The organism is Streptosporangium brasiliense (genome assembly GCF_030811595.1).
Lineage (GTDB): Bacteria > Actinomycetota > Actinomycetes > Streptosporangiales > Streptosporangiaceae > Streptosporangium > Streptosporangium brasiliense.
This window is the reverse complement of record NZ_JAUSRB010000002.1, coordinates 4,902,597-4,923,483: the sequence shown is the minus strand read 5'-3', so window position 1 is coordinate 4,923,483 and position 20,887 is coordinate 4,902,597. Positions and strand designations below refer to the sequence as shown.

Below are 20,887 nucleotides of genomic sequence, written 5' to 3'. Positions count from 1 at the left end.
GGAATGTCTCGGTGGGGAGCGCACCCGCCCACCGGGATCCGGGCCCGGGCCCCTCCCCCGGCGGCCCACCGGCCTCCGGCCCCCGGCCGGTACGGCGGGCGGCGGCCGGGATCGGCGCCCTCCTGCCCGGCCTGGGCGTGACGGCCGTCGCGGTGGCCGCCTCGGTGTCCCTGAGCCGGGCCCTCCCCGGGGTGAGCGCCGCGGTCGTCGCGGTGGCCTGCGGGGTCGTGCTCACCAACCTCGGGGGGCTGCGCCCGTCGTTCCGCCCCGGGCTGCGGTTCGCCGCCCGCCGGCTGCTCCGCGTGGCGATCGTGCTGCTCGGGCTGCAGATCGCCCTGCCGGAGGTGCTCGCCCTCGGCTGGCGGGCGCTCATGGTGATCGCCGCCGCCACCGGCGGCACGTTCCTCGCCACCCGGTGGATCGGAGGACGGATCGGGGTGAGCCCGCGCAGGTCGCTGCTCATCGCGACCGGGGTCTCCGTGTGCGGGGCCGCGGCCGTGGCCGCCATGCACGAGGTCGCCGACAGTGACGACGACGACGTGGCGAGCGCGCTCAGCGTGGTGGTCCTGTACGGCAGCGCCATGATCGTCGTGCTGCCGCTGCTCGCGCGGCTGCTCGGCCTGACGACGTACCAGTTCGGCATCTGGGCCGGCGCGTCGGTCCACGAGGTCGCCCAGGTGGCGGCCATCGGCGCGGCGGCCGGGGCGGGGGTGCTGGCCAGCGCGGTGGTGGTCAAGCTGGCCCGGGTCGTGCTGCTGGCCCCGATCGTGGGGCTGACCTCCCTGGCCCTGCGCCGCGGCGCGGCGGCCCGCCCCGCCGGGGAGCCGGAGAACGGGACGGCGGAGGCCGGCGCGGCGGGCACGGCGCGGGGCGCGGGCGGCGCCGCCGGGGACGGCGCGCGGGACCGGGCGGGTGCGGCGGGTACGGGCGCGGAGGCCGCGCCGGGGGGTCCGGCGCGGGCGGGGCGGCGTCCGCCGGTGATCCCCCTGTTCGTGGCGGGGTTCCTGGCGATGGTGATCGCGCGGAGCACGGGCGTGGTGCCCGCCGGAGTAACCCGGACGCTACCGGAGGTGACAGGAGTGTTACTCGCGGCGGCACTCTTCGGGCTGGGGACAGGCGTCAATCTCAGGGAGCTGGCACGCGGCGGGCGATCCCTGCTGCTGGGCGGGATGGCCACGGCGGTCATCGGCGTGATCTCACTGCTCGGCGTGGTCATCATCGGCTGATCTTCAAGTGGACGTCTCCCGACAACCCCCGTAACGTGCACCTTTGGAACAGGGAACCCCATTTACATCGTTCCAACAGGGCGGCCATCCGGCCCGGACGAGGAGACAGAACCAGCTCATGCGTACCACCCAGCAGCCCATCGACAGCGTGCTCCGTCCCTCCCCGGAGGTGGCCGAAGCACTGGCGCAGGGCGCCCCGGTCGTGGCACTCGAGTCCACGATCATCTCGCACGGCCTGCCCCAGCCCCGCAACCTGGAGGTCGCGGTGGAGCTGGAGGAGATCGTCCGCGAGGCGGGGGCCGTACCGGCCACGATCGCGGTGCTGGACGGCGTCGCCCACGTCGGCCTGGGGCCGGACGAGCTGAAGCGGATCGCCACCGAGCCGGGCCTGCGCAAGCTGGGCTTCCGTGACCTCCCCGCGGCCGTCGCGCTGCGGGCCAGCGGGGCGACCACGGTCTCCGCGACCTCGTTCCTGGCCGCCCGGGCGGGTGTCCGGATCTTCGCCACCGGCGGTCTCGGCGGCGTGCACCGCGGGTGGACCGACAGCCAGGACGAGTCCGCCGACCTCGACATGCTGAGCCGTACCCGCATCACCGTCGTCTGCGCGGGCGTGAAGTCGATCCTGGACGTCCCCGCCACCCTGCAGCGGCTGGAGACCCGGGGCGTCAGCGTCGCCGGGTTCCGCACCGACGAGTTCCCCGGCTTCTACCTGCACACCTCCGGCGAGCCGGTCGACTGGCGGATCGAGACCCCGGCCGAGGCCGCCGGCATCATGCGGGCCCAGGACGCCCTCGGCGGCCCGGAGACCGCGCTGATCGTGGCCAACCCGGTGCCGCGGGCCGAGCAGCTCGACCCCGCCCTGCACGACCGGGTCCTCGCCGAGGCCCTGGCCGCGGCCGACCGGCAGGGTGTCACCGGCCAGGCCATCACCCCGTTCCTCCTGGAATACCTGGTCCGGGGCACCGACGGCGCCTCGCTTGAGGCGAATCTGGCCGCCGTGCGGGGCAACGCCCGCGTCGCCGGGCAGATCGCGGCGTCGTGGAGCCGGGGAAACTGAGGACGCCGTGACCCGAACAGGCCTGCTGGTCATCGGCGACGTGGTCACCGACGTCGTCGCACTCCACGGGGGGCCAGCCCTGGCCGGGCTGGCCCTCGGCACCGACACCGACGCCGACATCGTGCTGCGCCCGGGCGGCTCGGGGGCCAACACGGCCTCCTGGGCCGCCCATCTGGGCGCCGACGCCCGGTTCCTGACCCGGGTCGGCTTCGACACCGGCGAGTGGCACGCCGCCGAGCTGCGGCGTGTCGGGGTCCGGCCCCACCTTCGGGTGGACTCCGACCGCCCGACCGCGGTGGTGATCGCCATGGTCGACGCGAGCGGGGAGCGTTCCATGCTCACCAACCGGGGCGCGGGCGGGCACATCGGCATCGACGACTGGGACGAGAGCCTGCTCGACGGGGTGCGCCACCTGCACCTGTCCGGATACACGCTGTTCGCCGAACCGGGGCTGCAGCTGTCCCGGCTGGCGCTGTCCCAGGCCGCCCAGCGCGGCGTCACGATCAGTGTCGACCCGGCCTCGACCGGCCCGCTGCGCTCCTTCGGCCCCGAGCGGTTCATCCAGGAGACCCTGGCCGCCCAGCTGATCATCCCCAACCTGGACGAGGCGCTGCTGCTCACCGGTGAGAGCTCCGCCGAGCGGGCCGCCGAGCGGCTGAGCCTCCGGTACGGCGCGGCGGCCGTGAAGCTCGGTTCCCAGGGCGCGCTGATGGCGAAGAACGGAAAGTTGACCGCTCGGGTTCCCGGAATCGCCACGGAGGTGGTTGACTCGACCGGAGCGGGGGACGCGTTCGCCGCGGGCCTGTTGACCGCCATGCTGAGAGGGGCGGACGACGAGACCGCACTGGACGCGGGACGCCGGGCCGGAGCCGAGGCCGTTACAGCCGTAGGCGGCCGGCCCCGTATCCTCGCGTCTGATTTGGGTACGAACCAGCTTTACCCTCTTAACACCAATTGATAGCTTGCGGCGTAGGCTGCACCATTAGCCACATGCGTCACTTTGGGGAGGTTGCGGTCCGCCGATGGATGCCGAGTCATCGATCTGCCTGAGTGATCTGGTCCCGGCCCTGCGCTGGAGCCGGCCACAGCAGATCGCCGAAGCCCTGGCCGATCCCCGCCTGCCTGCGGGCTGGTGGTCCTCGGTCACCCTGCCCAAGGCCCTCGGCGCCGCCGGGCTCGACTGGATCTGCGACCGGCTGGCCCGGCTCTCGGTCTCCCGCTGGGACCACCTGCCGCTGAGCGACGTGCTGCCCGCGCTGCACGTGCACACGGTCGACCCCACCCTGCCCGGCTGGTCCGAGCCCGCCCGCTCGGCCATCGCCGGGCTGGGCGGCTGGTCCCGGCTGCGCCGCCTGACCACCGGAGACCTGAGCGGCCCCTCGGCGCCCGCCGCGCCGGAGGTCGTGGTGACCGCCATGTTCCGCGAGGTGCTCAGCCGGATCCCGGTGGTCACCGAGCAGCCCGCGGCGGCCGCCGCGGCGGCCCCGGCGCAGCAGCAGGCCCCGTCCGCGCAGCAGGCGCCCCAGGCGCCCTCCGTGCCGCAGGCACCCTCGATGCCGCAGCAGCCGTCGATGCCGTCGCAAACGCCCGTGCCGCCGCCCTCCGCGCCGCAACAGCCGTCCATGCCGCAGCAGGCGCCGCCGGTGCCGCAGCAGGCGCCGGCTCCCGAGCCCCAGGTCAACCTCAGCGACTACCCGCTGGTCCGCCTGGTGGACAACATGTTCCGCGACTGGGGCCCGCTGGAGCGCGCGGTCGCCGTGGAGCGCCTGTTCGCCGTCGACCCGATCAGCCTGCGCGCGCTGGCGCACAAGCTGAACGCCGACCGCGACGCGCTGTCCATGGCCCAGCGCGCCGCCGAGGAGCGCGTCCTGCTCTGGCTGCGCTCCTCGGAGTCCGCCCCGCTCACCGGTCACATGTTCGGGCTCACCGAGTGGCTGGGCGCCGCCGCCACGCAGGAACAGCTCATCGGCGCCGATCCCGCGCACCCCGTCGAGGTCCCCGCGCTCCGCGCTCCGCTCTGGCGGGTGCTGGTCACCCTCATGCCCGACCGGCGGCTCCAGGACGGCTGGCTCGTCGTCGGCGACCTGGGGGGCCTGCGCGACCGCACCCGGCAGCTGCTGGCGGGCAAACCCGCCGACGCCGACGTGGTGGCGCTCATGGAGCACCAGCTCGGCATCCGCACCCACTCCGCGCAGGCCTGGCTGGACGCGCTGGCCAGCACCGCCACCCGTGAGGAGGAGACCTCCTCCCAGGAGGCCGCCTCCGAGGGCGGCAAGCAGCTCCCCCGCCGCACACCGGGGGCCAACGGCCACCACCACCGCGGCGGCCAGCCCATCCCGCAGGTGAGCGCCGGCTCCATCGACCCCCGCGCCGCCCTGGCCACGCTGTCGGCCCTGTCCGGCGGCAACACCCGGCCCCACCTGATCACCAGCCAGCGCGCCCCGCTGCACCCGCAGACCACCCCGGCCACCGATCCCAGCCGCTGGCAGCGGATCGAGGTGACCAGCGAGCACCTGCGGGGCGGTCCGGTGGCGGTCCCGGAGGGGTATGCCACCCAGCTCGGCATGCGTCCCGGCACGCTGCTGTCGGTGACCGGCCCCGGCGACAACGCGGTGGTGCTGGTCTGGCGCGACCACCCGGTCTTCGACTCCCTCCAACCGGTGCTGATGCGCCTGAACGCCCGGCCGGGCGACCAGGTCTACGTCACCGTGGACGGCTACCGCCTGGACGCCCAGCTCCCCAGCTGACCACGGGAGCCGCCCGCGGGGCGCGCGCCGAGGTTCCCCGCCCGCCGGGGCCGGGGAGCCTGACGGCCCGGCCCCGGGCGCGCGCCGAGGTTCCCCGCCCGCCGGGGCCGGGAGACCTGACGGCGCGGACCGGCCGGGCACACCTCGCGGACGCACGTCCGGCCCCGGCCCGTCGCGGCCCGGGGAGCCGATGACGCGGTGCGGCCGGCCCGGCCACCGGTCCGCGCCGGGTGCCGCCTAGGCCGCGGACACGGGGACGGGGGCCGAGCGCCGCTGCCAGAGGCTGTCGACGGCGAGGGCGCCGCCGCCGCTGAAGGCGATGGCCAGGGTGGCGGCGGCCAGGGCGAGGACGAACTCGTAGCCGCCCTTGTCCACCGCGAACCCGTTCGCGCCGTGGACGAACACGATCGCGCCGATCATGTTCAGCACGAGCAGGGAGCCGAAGACCGGCAGCCCCGCGCCCAGGATGAGCGCGATCCCGCCGACGACCTCGAGCACGGCCACCGCCGGCGCCGCCACGCCCGCCAGCGGGATCCCCAGCGAGTCGAAGAAGGCCGTCACCCCGCCCAGCCCCATCGTCGTGAACTTCTGCCAACCGTGGACGAAGAAGATCACTCCGATGCCGATCCGTCCCACCAGCAGGGCAATGGACCGTAGCCGGTCAAGCATGGCGACTCCTTCTGTTTGTTTGAATTTGAACCACACCCTAGCCGTCAGTTCAAATTTGAACAACCCGTAGAATGAGGCGGTGAAGGACACGAGATGGCTCAGCGAGGTCGAACTGGAGGCCTGGATTGCGTACGTCACCGCGACGCATCTGCTGGAGCGGCGCGTCGAGGAGCAGCTGAAGGCCGACTCCGGGCTCACCCACGCCCAGTACGAGATCCTCGCCAAACTCTCGGCCGCCCCCGAGCGGCGCTTGCGGATGACCGAGCTCGCGCGTAAGACGGTCGTGTCCAAAAGCGGGCTCACCTATCAGATCGGCCAGCTGGAGAAGCTCGGGCTCGTCGAGCGGACGACCTGCCCCTCCGACGAACGCGGGGTCCTCGCCGTGCTCACCGAGGAGGGCGTGCGCTGCCTGGAGCGGACGGCGCCGGGTCACGTGGCCGTCGTCCGCGCCTTCCTGATCGACCAGCTCACCCCCGAGGAGCTCCGGGCCATGGCGCGGATCATGTCGAAGGCCGCGGCGGTGATGAGGGCGGCCGACGAGCCGCCGGGGCGTCCGGCGTCCCTCAGCCGACGTGGACCCGCGGCCGGCGGTCCGGACGCGGTTCGGCCCTCCTGAGGATCTCCCGGGTCAGCGCGGGGACGTCGCCCTCGCCGAGGACGAGATAGCCGAGCAGGGCGACCACCGGGTTGCCCTCGGTCCAGTGGAAGAAGATCTGCGGGATGAGGCCGGTGCGGTCCCGCAGGTGGAGCAGGACTGCGGCGATCGCGTTGGGGACCGCCGGGCTCCGGGTGGCCAGGACGCGGTGGCCCTCCCGCTCCTCGCCCCTGACCACGAGCCTGGCGGTGAACTCCGAGGCGTCGGTCACCGTCACCTCCAGGAAGAGCACCGGGACGTCCCAGGGCAGGTGGTGCAGCTCGCGCGCCCGCCGTTCCTTCTCCCGGTAGCCCAGGTGGTCCCTGTCGTCCGGGTTGTCGGCGATCAGCAGCAGCCGGCCCGACGCGGCCGCCTTCTCGACGTACGGCCGGGCGCCGGGATCGAGCGTCACCTCCTCCACCCGCAGCTCCAGCGACCGGCTGGCCCGCGAGACGAAGGACGTGACGATGATCGCCGCGATGAAGAACGACGCGATCTTGATGCCTTCGGGGCGCTCGAAAACGTTGGCGACGGTGGTGTAGGCCAGCACCAGCGTGATCGCGCCGAAGGCGACCGCTCCGCCGCGCTCGCCCCGGGAACGGGCCGACAGGGTGACGGCCAGGGCCGCGGAGAGGATCACCACGAGCACGCCCGTGGCGTACGCGCCGCCCTGGGCGTCGACGTCGGCCCTGAAAATGATCGTGATGGCGGCCGCGACGGCGGTGAGGACCAGCACCAGGGGACGGGCCGCGGCCGTCCACTGCGGCGCCATGCCGTACCGGGGCAGGTAACGCGGCACGATCGACAGCAGGCCCGCCATGGCCGAGGCGCCGGCGAACCACAGGATCGTGATCGTGCTGACGTCGTAGCAGGTGCCGAAGACCGCTCCGAGGTGTTCGTGGGCGAGATAGGCCAGGGCGCGGCCGTTGGCCCTGCCGCCCGGCTGGAACTCCTCCGGCGGGATGAGGAGCGCCGTGATGACGCTGCTGGAGACGAGGAAGAAACTCATGATCAGCGCGGCGGCGGTGAGCAGCCGCCTGGTCCCCCGGATCCGGCCCGCCGGACGCTCGGGATCGTCGCCCTCCGAGCCCCGCACCAGGGGCATCACCGCGACGCCGGTCTCGAAGCCCGACAGCCCCAGCGCCAGCTTCGGGAAGACCAGCAGCGCCACCCCGATCATGGCCAGCGGGCTGGAGTAGTGCGCGGTCAGCAGGTTCTCCCAGCCGGCGACGGTCTCGGGCCGGGCGAGGACGCGCTGCGCGGACGCCACCACGATGACCAGGTTGAGCAGCAGGTAGACGCCGACCAGGCCCACCGCGATGCCGATGGCCTCGCCGAAGCCGCCGAGGAAGACCCCGCCGAGCAGCGCGACCGACAGCAGCGTGAGACCGATCCGGTGCCCCTGCAGGAGGTGCGGGGTGAAGGGGTTCTCGATGACGTGGGCGGTGGCGTCCGCCGCCGACAGCGTGATGGTGATGATGAAGTCGGTCGCCATGAAGCCCAGCAGGACCAGCACCAGGAGCTTGCCCCGCCACCGGGGCAGATGGCGCTGGAGCATGGCGATGGAGCCCTGCCCGTGCGGGCTCTCGGCCGCGACGCGGCGGTAGACCGGCAGCGCGCCCAGCAGCGTCACCGCGACCAGGACCAGCGTGGCGACCGGCGACAGCACGCCCGCGGCCAGGAAGGCGATCCCCGGCTGGTAGCCCAGGGTCGAGAAGTAGTCCACCCCGGTGAGGCACATGACGCGCCACCACGGGTGCTCCTCGCGCGCGGTCGCGTGCGCCCTCGGGGAGGGCTCCGCCAGCAGCCACCGCGACAGCCGTCCCCACGCGCTCGCGCCCTCCGGCCCCGCCCCGTCCGGGCTCCCACCCAATGCCGCCACTCCCCGTCGAAGCCCCGCTCGCCGGCGGGGGTCTCGGCCCGCCCCTCCCCCGAGGCCAGGACACCGAGGTCATACCCGCAGGTGGGCGCCTGGCCACCCCGATCCCGGGCCGGCGGCGCCGGCTCCGCCCCGCCCTCGCTCCCCGGAGCCGTCCCCCGGCTTCCGGACCTCGCTCCCCCGGTATCCGCGGCCGCGGGCGGTGGTCCCCCCGGTCCCCGGTCAGGCCGCCGGGCCCCGGATCTCCCGGATCCGGATCTCCCGGAGACGGGGACAGCCGGTACGGCTCACGCGGGGAGCACGTTCCACGCGAGCCGTACCGGGCCCCGACCGCGCCACCGGGTCAGGCGGCGGCGCAGTTCACCGAGGTCGGCACACCGTTGGTCCCGGACCAGCTACCGGTGAAGCCGAAGGACGTCGAGGCGCCCGGGGAGAGAGCGCCGTTGTGGGAGGCGTTCCGCACCGAGACGGCGGCGCCGCTCTGGGTGTGCTGGCCGTTCCAGAGCTGGGTGACGCTCTGGCCGTTCGGGAAGGACCAACCGGCCGTCCAGCCCGCGATGGCCGCCTCGCCGGTGCTCTTGACCGTCACCTCCGCCTGGAAGCCGCCCTGCCAGGAGTTGACCACCTTGTAGGTGGCCGTGCACGCCTTGCCGCCGGTCGGCGTCGGTGTGGGGGTAGGCGTGGGGGTCACGGTCGGGGTGGGCGTCGGGGTGGAGGTGGGCGGGGCCGCCATGGCCAGCTCGTAGGCCCGCTGCGGCACGAACTGCCCGGCGCCGGCGATGCAGCCGTCGGCCTCGCCGGGCAGCTTGACCCAGAGGAACGCGTCGATCACCGAGTCGCCGGTGGCGGTCGTGCTCGGCGTGCCGATCGCCCGCCCGCCCGGGTCGCACCACTCGCTGCCCTGCGGGCCGTTGCCGTTGCGGCTGGTGTCGATCACCGCGCGGAGCCGGGAGACGCCGCTGGCGGAGATGACATTCTTGGCGTAGGCCACCTCGGTGGAGCTCCAGCGGTAGTTGGAGACGTTGAGGGAGATGCCGTCGGCGCTGTTGGCGACGTCCGCGGCCCGCAGCCGGGCTCCGGCCTCGGCGGCCGACAGCCATCCGGAGTGCCCGATGTCGAAGTACACCTTCGCCGCCGGCGAGCCCGCCTTGAGCTTCTTGCCGGCGTAGGCCATGGAGGCGTTGGTCTCCTGCTGCTGGGAGGGGCTCATGCAGCCGGTCATGATCGGGAGCACGTCGGGCTCCAGGACGATCGTCGCGGGACGCCCCTGAAGACCCGCCGCGAGCTCGTCGATCCACTGCCGGTAGGCCGTGTGGTTGGGGGCTCCGCCGGTGCTTGCCCCGCTGCAGTCGCGGTTGGGGATGTTGTAGACGACCAGGATGGGGATCTTGCCCGCGCCCGCTGCGGCGCCGACGAACGCCGACACCTGACCGCGCACGGCCGAGGTATTGGTCGTGGTGAACCAGCGCGCCTGCGGGACGGCGGCGATACGGTCACGGATGACCGGCGTGCGGGAGTCGCCCGGGTTGGCGGCGACCCATCTTGCCGCGCTGGTCTCCGGGTCGACGTAGAACGGGGAGTCGGCCGCGGACGCTCCGGAGGCCACGGACACCGCGGCGCCGGTCGCGACGACCAGGGCCGCGCAGAGCGCGGCCAGAACGGACCTTCTTGACATGGATCGGCTCCTTCGAGGGAGATATGGGAGCGCTCCCACCATAGCGGCGCGCCCACCCCCGGCCACAGCCCCGGCCGTCACCCGCTCACCGCCCACGTCGCTGAGCTGTGAGAGCACCGTCCGGCACCGTTGAAAGTTTCACACCCCGGCCTGGCACGGGGACTCGCGTCCACGGACGCGGCGTAGAGGATACGGCTCCCGGCCCGGCACGGAGGCTCACGGCCACGGACGCGGCATAGAGAGTACGGCTCCCGGCCCGGGACGGACGCGTGGCCACGGCAGCCCCTGAGCTGTGGCGGCCCCGCCGGCGTGGCCGCGCCTTCCCCTCCGGGCTCCCCCGGGCTCCCCCGGGCGGGGGAAGCGGCTGGCCCGCGTGGGGGAGGTGACCGCCATGGGCGCTGGGCGATCTTGGGGTCAATGGTCGTGGAACATCTGGAGGTCATGATGACTGCCCCTGCGGACTCTCAGGCGCCGGGTGGCCCCTGGCCACTGTCCGGGGACCCGGGGTGGACGGCGCGCTGGCGCCGGTGGCCGTTGTGGGCGCCCTACGCCGCGGCGGCGTGGGGGGTGCTGTACGCCGCCGTCCAGGTCGCCTGGGTGGTGACCGGAACAGCCTTGCCGTTCGCAAACCGTCCGTTGCCGCCCGCCGCTCAGCTCGCCCTGGCGGGCCTGGCGGTCCTGGCCGCCGGGGCCTGCCTGGCCGGCACCCGTGTCCGCGGTGGGCCCGGCCGGGTGGCGGTGGGGGCGGCGCTGAGCGCCGTGATCCCGGTGTTCGTCCTGGGCACCTTCGGCGCGCCGGTCGAGTTCGTGTTCCTGATCTCGGGATCCGGAGTGGAGTCGGGCGGCGCCGGCCTGACCCACCTGCTGCTGGACACCGCCGGCGCCGGGCTGCTGCTGGTCACCGGCCTGTCCTTCCGGCGGCGGCTGCGCGGCCGGTGCCCGCGGTGCGGCCGGGCGCATTCCGGCGGCATCGACGGCCCGCTGGCCCACCCGGCCGCCTCCACGGCGTCGGTGAGGGTCCGCGTGGCCGTATACGCCGGCATGTGCGGGCTCCTTCCGTGGGCGATCACCAAGACCGTCTGGACGCTGGGCGGTGACGCCCTCGGCATCACCGCCCGGCAGTGGCGGGAGTCGAGCGCCGGCGGGTCGGGGCTGGTGAGGGCGCTGGCGTCGGTGGGCGTCGACTTCACCGTGCTGGCGGCGATGCTCGCCTGGTTCCTGATGCTGGGCCTGATGTACCCGTGGGGGCAGGTGTTCCCCCGGTGGACCCTGCCGCTGTCCGGGCGGCGGGTGCCGCGCCTGCTGCCGTTGATCCCGGCCTGGCTGACCGGCGTCACGCTGGCCCTGTACGGGACGGCGCTCACCGTCACCGGCGCCGTGCTCCTCGCCGGGGGGAAGGGGCTCTCGTCCGGCGGCGGCACCGTCAGCCCGTGGATGATCGAATTCGGTGGCCTGGCCTTCGCCGGCCTGGGCATCGGTCTCCTCGTGGCCGCACGCTCCTACGCCGCCCGGACCCGCCCGGTCTGCGCCGTCGCCGGCACACCGGATCGCACGCGGACGGCCCCGGAGGCCGGGTGAGCGCCCGTCCGGCGCGCGGGGACGGCCACGAGGAGGCGATCCGGTCCGCCGGCGGCCCGCCAGAAACCCTCGACCTGCCCGGCATGCCACCCGTGGCCGGCGCGGGCCCGGATCACGGGCGGCACGCCGACGCGCGGAGCGTCGACCTCCGAGGGACTCCCGGCGACGGCCACCGAGTCTCCCGGCATTCCGGCATTCCGGCATTCCGGCGTCCTGGCATTCCGGCACGGGGTCAGGAGGCGGAGGACGCCGCGGGAGCGACGGTCCACCCGGTATCGGAGCCACCGGAGCGAGGACCTACCGTATGGCCATGGAACTCGTCGGGAGAATCACCGCTGACCGCCCACTGCTCGTGCTCGCGGTCAGGGAAGAGGCACAGTTCCTTGACCTGGACCTACCGGTGCTGCTCACCGGCATGGGCAAGGTCAACGCCGCGGTCGCGCTGGCCACGGTCCTCGCCCGCAGGCCCCACCCCTCCCACATCGTCAACCTGGGCACCGCGGGGGCACTGCGCCCGGGGTGGACGGGCACCCACGTCATCGGCACCGTCATCCAGCACGACCTGGACACCGACCTGCTGCGCACCCTCACCGGCGAGACCTACGGGGCGGCGCTGACGCTGAACGCGGACGGCGGCCCGGTCCTGGCGACCGGCGACGCCTTCATCGCGGAGGAGGCCGCGCGCGAGCGCCTCGCGGCCCGGGCGGACCTGGTCGACATGGAGGGCTACGCCCTGGCCGCGGCCGCCGCCCGGGCCGACGTCCCGATCCGCGTCGTCAAGCACGTCAGTGACGACGCGGGGGACGGCGCGGCGAGGAGCTGGCGCGAGTCGGTGTCCGACTGCGCCCGGGTCCTGGCCGACTGGGCCGACCGGCACCTGGCCCGTCAGTCCTGATCCCCCCGTCCTGAGCGGAGAGCGTTCAGGACGGGAGACGGGCGACGGCGCCTCCTTCGAGCCCCGTCCCGCCAGGGCGGGCGTTTGCGCGGCGCAACGGCTTCCGGACCGTCCGGCGGCGCATGGGCCGTCCGGCGGCGCATGGACCATCCGGCCGCGCGTGACAGCCGGCCCCGCCCGGTCCCGGCCGCCTCGGACGGCGTTTCTCGTGCACCGCCTGTCCGGAATGCGCCCATGACACCACGGTGCGCGTGCTCGCCCCATCTGCGCTAAGGTTGTGCCGTCCCGCCCGAGAGCGCGGGACGACCGGGACGTAGCGCAGCTTGGTAGCGCACTTGACTGGGGGTCAAGGGGTCGCAGGTTCAAATCCTGTCGTCCCGACGCATGCACGGAACGGCCGGACCGCCGGCACTCCGGCAAGGGCGGCGGCCGAGACCGGGGCGATGTCACAGCACAGTCTCTTACCTCCGCTCCGGCCCCTCATCACCTTCGACCGAGCACCGGGCGCCCGCCGGGGCGGAGCGCCGGTGCCCGGTGCGTCAGCGGCTCAGAGGTCGGACAGTCCCAGCTCGCGGGCGATCAGCATGCGCTGCACCTCGCTGGTGCCCTCGCCGATCTCCAGGATCTTGGCGTCGCGGTAGAAACGGCCGACGGGGTATTCGTTCATGAACCCGTAGCCGCCGAAGATCTGGGTGGCGTCCCGGGCGTTGTCCATGGCCGCGTCGCCGGCGACGAGCTTGGCGATGGCCGCCTCCTTCTTGAACGGCTCCCCGGCCAGCATCTTCTCCGCCGCGTGGTAGTAGGCCAGGCGGGCGGTGTGGGTGCGGACCTCCATGTCGGCGACCTTGAACTGGATGGCCTGGTAGTGGCCGATCGGGTGGCCGAACGCATGGCGCTCGCGCACGTAGCGCAGGCACTCGTCCACGCATCCCTGGGCCAGGCCGACCGAGAGGGCGGCGATCGCGACGCGGCCCTCGTCGAGGGTCTGCAGGAACTGCGCGTAGCCGCGGCCCCGCTCGCCGAGCAGGTTCTCCGCCGGGACCCGGCAGTCGGTGAAGGCCAGTTCGCGGGTGTCGGAGCAGTTCCAGCCGACTTTGGAGTATTTCTTCGAGACGGTGAAGCCCGGCGTCCCGGACGGCACCAGGATCGTGGAGATCTCCGGCCTGCCGTCGGCGCGCTCGCCGGTGATGGCGGCCACTCCGACGAAACCGGTGATGTCGGTGCCGGAGTTGGTGATGAACGCCTTGGAACCGTTGATCACCCACTCGTCGCCGTCCAGCACGGCCGTGGTCCGCATGCCGCCGGGCACGTCGGAGCCGCCGCCCGGCTCGGTCAGGCCGAACGCGCCCAGCGTCTCGCCCGACGTCAGCCGGGGCAGCCACTGGGCCCGCTGCTCCGCCGTACCGAACCGGTAGATCGGCATCGCACCCAGCGACACCGCGGCCTCCACCGTGATGGAGACGCTGGAGTCGACCCTGGCCAGCTCCTCCAGGGCCAGGCAGAGCGCGAAGTAGTCTCCGCCCATGCCGCCGTACTCCTCGGGGATCGGCAGCCCGAACAGGCCCATCGCGCCCATCTGCCGCACGATGTCGTAGGGGAACTCCGCACGCTCGTAGAGGTCCCCGATCACCGGGGCCACCACGTCGTGGGCGAACGCCTCGACGGTCTTGCGGAGGTCCTCGTAGTCCTCGTTGAGCTTGGGCATCGTCACTCCTTGACGTTTCGGTCGGTCGTCGGGCGGGCCGGGCCGGTGCCCATGGCCTGGACGACCCGTGAAGGGCTGGGCCGGCCGAGCTCGGCGGCCAGCCAGGTGCTGGTCTCCACCAGCGATTCGAGGTTCAGTCCGGTCTCGACGCCGAGGCCGTGCAGCATCCACACCAGGTCCTCGGTGGCGAGGTTGCCGGTGGCGCTCTCGGCGTACGGGCAGCCGCCGATGCCTCCGGTGGAGGCGTCCACCACGGTCACGCCCTCGCGGAGGGCGGCGAGGGTGTTGGCCAGCGCCTGGCCGTAGGTGTCGTGGAAGTGCACCGCCAGGCGGGAGGGTCCGCCGAAGGCTCCGATCAGCGCGGCCACGTGCCCCGGGGTGCCGACGCCGACGGTGTCGCCCAGCGACAGCTCGGCGCAGCCGAGGTCGAGCAGCCTGCGGCCGACGGCGACCACCTGGCCGATCGGCGTGGGCCCCTCCCACGGGTCGCCGAAGCACATCGAGACGTACGCCCTGACCTTCAGGCCGTGCTCCAGCGCCCGCGCGACCACGGGCTCGAACATCTCGAACTGCGACTCCAGCGTCCGGTTGAGGTTCTTGCGGGCGAACGTCTCGGTGGCGCTGGCGAAGACCGCGATCTCCTGGACGCCGTGCTCCAGCGCCCGGTCGAGGCCGCGCTCGTTCGGCACCAGCACCGGGTAGCGCACCCCGGGCACCCGCTCCATGCCCGCCAGCAGCTCCGAGGCGTCGGCGAGCTGGGGCACCCACTTGGGGTGCACGAAGCTGGTCGTCTCGATGACACGGTGCCCGGCGGCGGCCAGCCGGGCGACGAACTCGGCCTTGACCTCGACGGGGACGACCATCGGCTCGTTCTGCAGCCCGTCCCTGGGCCCGACCTCGTAGACCGTGACCCGCTCCGGCAGCCCCGCCGCCCGGACCATGTACGGCTCCCGCATCATGACTCCTCCGGCTCCGCCGGGAACCCGTACGGCTCCCGTGTCACGCCCGTCCGCCCCGCCGTCGCGGCCCCGTACGGCTCCCGCATCACGCCTCCCCGTCCCGCCGGACGACCGCCAGCACCGCGTCCATGTCGACCGCCTGCCCGGCACGGGCCGGCAGTTCGGCGATCACTCCGTCGACCGGCGCGGTCACGGTGTGCTCCATCTTCATGGCCTCGACGATGAGCAGCGGCTGCCCCTCGGCGACCCGCTCCCCGGCCGTCACCTTGACCACGAGGACCGTGCCGGGCATCGGGCTGCGGACCACCCCGTCCCCGGTGCCGGACGCGCCCGCCCGGTCGCCGGGGTCGCCGAGGTGGTGCCGGGTGAGCGCCCAGGCGTTCCCGTCGCGGCCCAGCCAGACGGTGTCGCCGTCCCGGGCGACGGCGTAGCGCCGCCGGGTCCCGCCGAGGGTGACCAGCAGCTCGTCGCCGTCTCCCGACAGGCTCGCCCGTACGGCCTCCCGGTCCGCGGGCAGGCGGACCTCGGCTCCGGCCGCGGACCCGGGCAGCCCCCGCACCAGCACCTCGGCCACGCCGTCACGGCTCTCCAGCCGCCAGGTGGTCCACGCCGCCTCGCCCAGCCGCCAGCCGTCGGGCACCTCCCACGGGTCGGCCGGCGCCGCGGGCACGCGCTCGCGGTGCAGGACCAGGGCCGCCGCGGCCAGGACGTCGGCGGGGACGGCCTCGTGGGGGACCAGCGCGTCGAGGTGCCGCTCGACCAGACCGGTGTCGAGCTCTCCGGCGGCCACCCGCGGATGGGTGACCAGCGCGCGCAGGAAGGCGATGTTGGTCGGCACGCCCAGCACGGTCGTCGCGGCGAGCGCCCCGTCCAGCCGGCGCAGCGCGCTCGCCCGGTCCGGCCCCCAGGCGATGACCTTCGACAGCATCGGGTCGTAGTCACTGCCGATCACGCCGCCGGCCATCAGGCTGGAGTCCACCCGGACGTCGCCGGGCTCGCGCAGCGCCAGGATCCGGCCGCCGGTCGGCAGGAAGCCGCGGGAGGGGTCTTCGGCGTAGACGCGGGCCTCGACGGCGTGGCCGCGCAGCCGTACCTCGTCCTGGGTGAACGGGAGCGGTTCCCCGGCGGCGACCCTGATCTGGAGCTCGACCAGATCCAGGCCGGTGACCAGTTCGGTGACCGGGTGCTCGACCTGGAGGCGGGTGTTCATCTCCATGAAGTAGTAGTCACCGCTCGCGCCCTCGACGATGAACTCCACCGTCCCGGCGCCGACGTAGCCGACGGATCTGGCGGCCTCGACCGCCGCCGCGCCCATGGCCGCCCGGGCCGCGGCGTCGAGCAGCGGGGAGGGCGCCTCTTCGATGATCTTCTGGTGGCGGCGCTGGAGGCTGCACTCGCGCTCGCCCAGATGGACGACGTTGCCGTGCGCGTCGGCCAGCACCTGGATCTCGATGTGGCGGGGGTTGTCCACATACCGCTCGATCAGCAGGGTCGCGTCGCCGAACGCGGCGGCCGCCGTACGGCGGGCGGAGTCCAGCGCCTCCGGCAGCTCCGCGGCCGCGCGCACCAGCACCATGCCCTTGCCGCCGCCGCCCGCCGAGGGCTTGATCAGCGCGGGGAAGCCGATCCGTCCGGCGGCGTCGATCAGGTCGTCGCCGGGTTCGGCGCCGCCGGGGACGACCGGGACCCCGGCCGCCGAGACGGTGGCCTTGGCACGGATCTTGTCGCCCATGGCCTCGATGGCCGACGGCGGCGGGCCGATGAACACCAGCCCGGCCTCGGCGCACCGCCGGGCGAAGGCCGTGTTCTCGGCCAGGAAGCCGTATCCGGGGTGCACGGCCTGGGCCCCGGAGGCCGCGGCGGCCTCCAGGATCCGGTCCGCGTCGAGGTAGCCGCCGCCGAGCCGGAGCGCGACGTCGGCCTCACGGACGTGCCGCGCGCCGGCGTCGGCGTCGCTGTGGACGGCGACGGAGCGGATGCCCATCTCCCGGAGCGTGCGGATGATCCGCAGGGCGATCTCGCCCCGGTTGGCGATGAGGACGGTGTCGAACATCATGAGCGGCCCCCGCGAGGCGGTTGGGGAGCGGGTGAGTGGGTCATGGGGCGGTCACATCCGGAAGACGCCGTAGCCGACGGGGTCGAGAGGGGCGTTGGCCGAGGCCGACAGGGCCAGGCCGAGGACGGTGCGGGTGTCGAGGGGGTCGATGACGCCGTCGTCCCAGAGGCGGGCGGTGGAGTAGTAGGGGTTGCCCTGGTCCTCGTACTGCCTGCGGATGGCGTCGGGGTCGGCGTTGCCGACCGTGGAGAGCACGTTCGCGGCCTGCTCGCCGCCCATCACGGAGATGCGCGCGTTGGGCCACATCCACAGGAACCGGGGGGAGTAGGCGCGCCCGGCCATCGCGTAGTTGCCCGCGCCGAACGAGCCGCCGACGACCACGGTGAACTTGGGCACCCGGGCGCAGGCGACGGCGGTGACCATCTTGGCGCCGTGCTTGGCGATGCCCCCGGCCTCGTAGGCCTTGCCGACCATGAACCCGCTGATGTTCTGCAGGAACACCAGGGGGACGGCGCGGCGGTCGCACAGCTCGATGAAGTGCGCGCCCTTGAGCGCGGACTCGCCGAACAGGATGCCGTTGTTGGCCACGATCCCGACCGGGTGGCCGTGGATGTGGGCGAAGCCGGTGACGAGCGTGGCACCGTACTCGGCCTTGAACTCCAGGAACCGGCTGCCGTCCACGACGCGGGCGATGATCTCACGCACGTCGTACGGCGTGCGGGTGTCGGCGGGGACGATCCCGTAGAGGTCGCGGGGATCGTGGGCCGGCTCCTCGGTGGGGACGCGCTGCCAGGGCGCCGGGGAGCGCGGGGCGAGGGTGGCCACGATGTCGCGGACGATCCGCAGCGCGTGGGGGTCGTCCTCGGCGAGGTGGTCGGTGACGCCGCTGACCCGGGCGTGCAGGTCGCCGCCGCCCAGCTCCTCGGCGGTGACCTCCTCTCCGGTCGCCGCCTTCACCAGCGGCGGGCCGCCCAGGAAGATCGTGCCCTGGTTGCGGACGATCACCGCCTCGTCGCTCATCGCCGGGACGTAGGCGCCGCCCGCGGTGCAGGAGCCGAGCACCGCGGCGATCTGCGGGATGCCGCGCGCCGACATGGTGGCCTGGTTGTAGAAGATGCGGCCGAAGTGCTCGCGGTCGGGGAAGACCTCGTCCTGCTTGGGCAGGAACGCACCGCCGGAGTCGACGAGGTAGACGCATGGCAGGTTGTTGTGGAGGGCGACCTCCTGGGCCCGTAGGTGCTTCTTGACCGTGATCGGGTAGTAGGTGCCGCCCTTGACCGTGGCGTCGTTGGCGACGACCACGCACTCGCGGCCGGAGACGCGGCCTACGCCGGTGATGATCCCGGCCGCGGGGGCCTCGTCGCCGTACAGTCCGTTGGCGGCGAGCTGGGAGAGCTCCAGGAAACGCGAGCCCGGGTCGAGCAGGGTGTCCACCCGGTCGCGGGGCAGCAGCTTGCCCCGCGAGACGTGCCTGGCCCGTGACTTCTCCGGACCTCCCAGCCCCGCGGCCGCGAGCCGTTCTCGCAGGTCGGCGGCCAGGCGCTCGTTGACTTCCGCGTTGCCCTTGAACTCCTCGCCGCCCGGGTCGCAGGTGCTTCGCAGCACCGGCCAGCCACTCATGCGAGCCTCCTGTCCGGCTCCGTCGCCGTGAGTTAGCGGTCACTAACTTCACTATCGATGTTAGTCATCATTAACGTCACCGTCTACCATGCGAGATGTGACGACTGCCCAGACCTCCTCCCGCAACCGAGGGTCCCGGCGCGCGGAGATCCTGGAGGCCGCCGCCGAGCTGTTCGCGGCCCGCGGCTTCCACGGCACCTCCATCGAGGACATCGGCGGCGCGGTCGGCACCTCGGGCCCCGCCCTCTACCGGCACTTCAGCGGCAAGGAGGCCCTGCTGGCGGAGATGCTGCTGGACATCAGCGAGCGTCTGCACACCTCGGCGGCGGGCCGCGTGACCGGGGCCCCCGACGCCGAGCACGCCCTCGACTCGCTGCTGACCGGCCAGATCGAGTTCGCGCTCAGCCATCCCGCGCTGATCACCGTGCACGACCGCGAACTGGGCAACGTCCCCGAGCCCGCCCGCCGCCAGATCCGCCGCCTGCAGCGCCTCTACGTGGAGGAGTGGGTCACCGTGCTGAGCGAGCTCTACCCGGCCTGCCCCCCGCCGCGCCTGCGCGCCGCGACCCACGCCGTCTTCGGCCTGCTCAACTCCACCCCGCACAGCGCGGGCGAGCTCACGTCCGAGGCGATGGCCCAGCTGCTGCGGGGCATGGCCCGCACCGCGCTCGCCGCGGTGCAAAGTTAGCGCCTATTAACATCAAGGGATCTCCAACGGGCGGGTCCCCCGGGTGACGCCCGTGGCCGCCGGGCGGGCGGCCACGGGCGTCACCGTCTCAGCCGCTCTCGTGGCGGCGCTGGCACTCCATGCAGAAACGGGCCAGGGGCCGGGCCTTCAGCCGTTCGAAGGGGATGCCCAGGCCGCAGCCGTCGCACCGGCCGTAGGTCAGCTCGGCGATGTCCTGCAGGGCGTGGCGCACGACGGCGGTGCTCCGCTCGGCGGAGACGATGTCGGCCAGGAGCTCCGGCTTCGCCGAGACCTCCAGCGCGTCGTCGTTCACCGCGGCCTCCAGCTCGGCGAGCTGCTTGGTCCAGCGGAACAGCTGCTCTTCGAGCTCCTCACGGAGGATGCCGAGCTGGACGGCGCTGAGGTGGATGTCGACAGACATGATGTTCGGGTCCTTTCGGAAGACGCGTGAAGCGAAGAAGACACGTGAAGCGGTGAAGGTGAAGAGGCGCGCGCGAGTGTCGGAGCGCGCCGAGGACGACGTCCGGTCCGGCCACGGGCGTGCCGGCCGGCCCCGGTCACCGGACGTGACAGCCCGGCCGACTCACCGGATGTGACAGCCCGGCCGACTCACCGGATGTGACAGCCCGGTCCGGCCGCGGGCACGGCCCGGCTCCGGGATCGCGCCCCGCGCCGCCGCCCCGGAGGACGGCGTGGCATACGCGGACGGCACGGCAGGCGCAGGCAGCACGGACGGCGCAGGCAGCACGGACAGCCCGGCGCGCGGACGGCACCGCGCCGGGTACGGCAGGCCCGTCACGGCCACCGCGGCGCGACGGACGCCCCGCGCGCCGGCAGAGGCCGGCCGCCCGGAGTCCGGCCGTCCGGCCGTCCGGCCGGCATGCCGATCCCGGTGGCCCGCCCGGCATGTCCGCGGCGAGGACGGGTCCGGCCCGCCCGCCGCCGCGGACCCCGGCATGTGGCCGCCCCGGCGGGGCGGTCCCGGCGGGGCGGTCCCGGACGGCGAGCCGCCCGCACCACATGGTCCGGGACCCCTGCCGGGCCCGCGGCCCGGTGGAGGCCGGAGAAGCCCGGTGAGACCGGAGAAGAGGAGGGTCTAGGAGAGTGGAGGACTGCGCAGGGTGACGATCCGCTGGACCGTACGCCGGGGATTGGCCGCCGGGCCCGCGTTCAGCCAGGCGAGCAGCAGCAGGACGGGGGACGCCACGGCGGCGACCACGGCCAGGAGGTGACGGAGCTGCCCCGGCGTCGGCAGGTGCTCCGTCCCGCTCGGCGTGAGCCTCGGCGCGGTCGACTGGTGCGCGCCGGCGGGCGGCGGGACCCAGAGACCGGTGTCGGCCCCGGTGGGACGCCATCCGCCGGACCACGGGGAAGGGGCGACGGCGGACAGGACGACGGCAAGAACGAGGCCCACCACGGCCGCTGCGGCAGTGGGCCTGGGTGTGACCCACCGCGGTTCCCTCATCGTCTCGACCATAGCCCACTCCCCGTGAAAGGGC

At 73.8% G+C, this 20,887-nt stretch carries 17 protein-coding genes and 1 tRNA gene; 9 read left to right on the top strand and 9 right to left on the bottom strand.

The features are described from left to right. Positions 1-11: 11 nt before the first annotated feature. The 4 genes from J2S55_RS31035 (at position 12) to J2S55_RS31020 (ending at position 5,030) form a co-directional block, all read left to right on the top strand. On the top strand, positions 12-1,226 hold the full coding sequence (locus J2S55_RS31035; RefSeq protein WP_306868203.1) for a YeiH family protein: 1,215 nt from the start codon (positions 12-14) through the stop codon (positions 1,224-1,226). A gap of 118 nt (positions 1,227-1,344) precedes the next feature. Next, on the top strand, positions 1,345-2,283 hold the full coding sequence (locus J2S55_RS31030; RefSeq protein ID WP_306868201.1) for a pseudouridine-5'-phosphate glycosidase: 939 nt from the start codon (positions 1,345-1,347) through the stop codon (positions 2,281-2,283). Between the two features lie 7 nt (positions 2,284-2,290). Beyond that, a complete protein-coding gene (locus J2S55_RS31025) occupies positions 2,291-3,241 on the top strand; it encodes a carbohydrate kinase family protein (protein WP_306868199.1) in 951 nt (316 codons plus the stop codon). Between the two features lie 64 nt (positions 3,242-3,305). Then, the gene (locus J2S55_RS31020) at positions 3,306-5,030 is read left to right on the top strand and encodes a hypothetical protein (protein ID WP_306868198.1); all 1,725 of its coding nucleotides are present in this window, start codon (positions 3,306-3,308) and stop codon (positions 5,028-5,030) included. Positions 5,031-5,267: 237 nt separating this feature from the next. Here J2S55_RS31020 and J2S55_RS31015 read toward each other — a convergent pair whose 3' ends face one another. Continuing rightward, positions 5,268-5,699 (bottom strand): DoxX family protein, encoded by a 432-nt coding sequence (locus tag J2S55_RS31015; protein WP_306868196.1) that lies wholly within the window; start codon positions 5,697-5,699, stop codon positions 5,268-5,270. A 79-nt stretch (positions 5,700-5,778) separates the two neighbouring features. Between J2S55_RS31015 and J2S55_RS31010 the strand changes: the two genes are divergently transcribed. Next, a complete protein-coding gene (locus J2S55_RS31010) occupies positions 5,779-6,315 on the top strand; it encodes a MarR family winged helix-turn-helix transcriptional regulator (protein ID WP_306868194.1) in 537 nt (178 codons plus the stop codon). On the opposite strand, the gene J2S55_RS31005 is transcribed toward J2S55_RS31010, so the two are convergent. Then, on the bottom strand, positions 6,263-8,215 hold the full coding sequence (locus J2S55_RS31005) for an APC family permease (protein ID WP_370879718.1): 1,953 nt from the start codon (positions 8,213-8,215) through the stop codon (positions 6,263-6,265). The genes J2S55_RS31010 and J2S55_RS31005 overlap by 53 nt on opposite strands. Before the next feature lie 340 nt (positions 8,216-8,555). Then, positions 8,556-9,887, bottom strand: a complete 1,332-nt coding sequence (locus J2S55_RS31000; RefSeq protein ID WP_306868190.1) for a glycoside hydrolase family 6 protein — start codon at positions 9,885-9,887, stop codon at positions 8,556-8,558. 417 nt (positions 9,888-10,304) lie between these two features. Here J2S55_RS31000 and J2S55_RS30995 point away from each other — a divergent pair, with 417 nt between their 5' ends. The 3 genes from J2S55_RS30995 (at position 10,305) to J2S55_RS30985 (ending at position 12,741) form a co-directional block, all read left to right on the top strand. Beyond that, complete coding sequence (locus J2S55_RS30995) at positions 10,305-11,465, top strand: hypothetical protein (RefSeq protein WP_306868188.1); 1,161 nt, start codon at positions 10,305-10,307, stop codon at positions 11,463-11,465. A gap of 310 nt (positions 11,466-11,775) precedes the next feature. After that, a complete protein-coding gene (locus J2S55_RS30990; RefSeq protein ID WP_306868186.1) occupies positions 11,776-12,360 on the top strand; it encodes a nucleosidase in 585 nt (194 codons plus the stop codon). A 307-nt stretch (positions 12,361-12,667) separates the two neighbouring features. Continuing rightward, positions 12,668-12,741, top strand: a tRNA-Pro gene (locus tag J2S55_RS30985). Between the two features lie 166 nt (positions 12,742-12,907). Here J2S55_RS30985 and J2S55_RS30980 read toward each other — a convergent pair. The 4 genes from J2S55_RS30980 to J2S55_RS30965 form a co-directional block, all read right to left on the bottom strand. Next, a complete protein-coding gene (locus J2S55_RS30980) occupies positions 12,908-14,065 on the bottom strand; it encodes an acyl-CoA dehydrogenase family protein (protein ID WP_370879717.1) in 1,158 nt (385 codons plus the stop codon). 2 nt (positions 14,066-14,067) lie between these two features. Next, entirely contained in the window at positions 14,068-15,024 is a 957-nt protein-coding gene (locus J2S55_RS30975; protein ID WP_306868182.1) for a hydroxymethylglutaryl-CoA lyase, read from the bottom strand. A gap of 85 nt (positions 15,025-15,109) precedes the next feature. Continuing rightward, entirely contained in the window at positions 15,110-17,077 is a 1,968-nt protein-coding gene (locus tag J2S55_RS30970) for an acetyl/propionyl/methylcrotonyl-CoA carboxylase subunit alpha (RefSeq protein WP_306875631.1), read from the bottom strand. A gap of 54 nt (positions 17,078-17,131) precedes the next feature. Beyond that, entirely contained in the window at positions 17,132-18,700 is a 1,569-nt protein-coding gene (locus tag J2S55_RS30965; protein ID WP_306868181.1) for a carboxyl transferase domain-containing protein, read from the bottom strand. 88 nt (positions 18,701-18,788) lie between these two features. Here J2S55_RS30965 and J2S55_RS30960 point away from each other — a divergent pair, with 88 nt between their 5' ends. Beyond that, on the top strand, positions 18,789-19,388 hold the full coding sequence (locus J2S55_RS30960; RefSeq protein ID WP_306868179.1) for an SACE_7040 family transcriptional regulator: 600 nt from the start codon (positions 18,789-18,791) through the stop codon (positions 19,386-19,388). 88 nt (positions 19,389-19,476) lie between these two features. Here J2S55_RS30960 and J2S55_RS30955 read toward each other — a convergent pair whose 3' ends face one another. Together J2S55_RS30955 and J2S55_RS30950 are read right to left on the bottom strand one after the other, a co-directional pair. Beyond that, positions 19,477-19,809: a TraR/DksA family transcriptional regulator gene (locus tag J2S55_RS30955; protein WP_306868177.1), complete on the bottom strand. Its 333-nt coding sequence runs from the start codon at positions 19,807-19,809 to the stop codon at positions 19,477-19,479. 675 nt (positions 19,810-20,484) lie between these two features. After that, positions 20,485-20,853, bottom strand: a complete 369-nt coding sequence (locus J2S55_RS30950; RefSeq protein WP_306868175.1) for a hypothetical protein — start codon at positions 20,851-20,853, stop codon at positions 20,485-20,487. Positions 20,854-20,887 lie beyond the last annotated feature (34 nt).

Coding starts and splice junctions, on each gene's coding strand:
- J2S55_RS31030 (WP_306868201.1), top strand. CDS start 1,345: ATGCGTACCACCCAGCAGCCCATCGACAGCGTGCTCCGTCCCTCCCCG.
- J2S55_RS31020 (WP_306868198.1), top strand. CDS start 3,306: ATGGATGCCGAGTCATCGATCTGCCTGAGTGATCTGGTCCCGGCCCTG.
- J2S55_RS31015 (WP_306868196.1), bottom strand. CDS start 5,699: ATGCTTGACCGGCTACGGTCCATTGCCCTGCTGGTGGGACGGATCGGC.
- J2S55_RS31000 (WP_306868190.1), bottom strand. CDS start 9,887: ATGTCAAGAAGGTCCGTTCTGGCCGCGCTCTGCGCGGCCCTGGTCGTC.
- J2S55_RS30995 (WP_306868188.1), top strand. CDS start 10,305: ATGGTCGTGGAACATCTGGAGGTCATGATGACTGCCCCTGCGGACTCT.
- J2S55_RS30990 (WP_306868186.1), top strand. CDS start 11,776: ATGGAACTCGTCGGGAGAATCACCGCTGACCGCCCACTGCTCGTGCTC.
- J2S55_RS30980 (WP_370879717.1), bottom strand. CDS start 14,065: ATGCCCAAGCTCAACGAGGACTACGAGGACCTCCGCAAGACCGTCGAG.
- J2S55_RS30975 (WP_306868182.1), bottom strand. CDS start 15,024: ATGATGCGGGAGCCGTACATGGTCCGGGCGGCGGGGCTGCCGGAGCGG.
- J2S55_RS30970 (WP_306875631.1), bottom strand. CDS start 17,077: ATGTTCGACACCGTCCTCATCGCCAACCGGGGCGAGATCGCCCTGCGG.
- J2S55_RS30965 (WP_306868181.1), bottom strand. CDS start 18,700: ATGAGTGGCTGGCCGGTGCTGCGAAGCACCTGCGACCCGGGCGGCGAG.
- J2S55_RS30960 (WP_306868179.1), top strand. CDS start 18,789: ATGCGAGATGTGACGACTGCCCAGACCTCCTCCCGCAACCGAGGGTCC.
- J2S55_RS30955 (WP_306868177.1), bottom strand. CDS start 19,809: ATGTCTGTCGACATCCACCTCAGCGCCGTCCAGCTCGGCATCCTCCGT.
- J2S55_RS30950 (WP_306868175.1), bottom strand. CDS start 20,853: ATGAGGGAACCGCGGTGGGTCACACCCAGGCCCACTGCCGCAGCGGCC.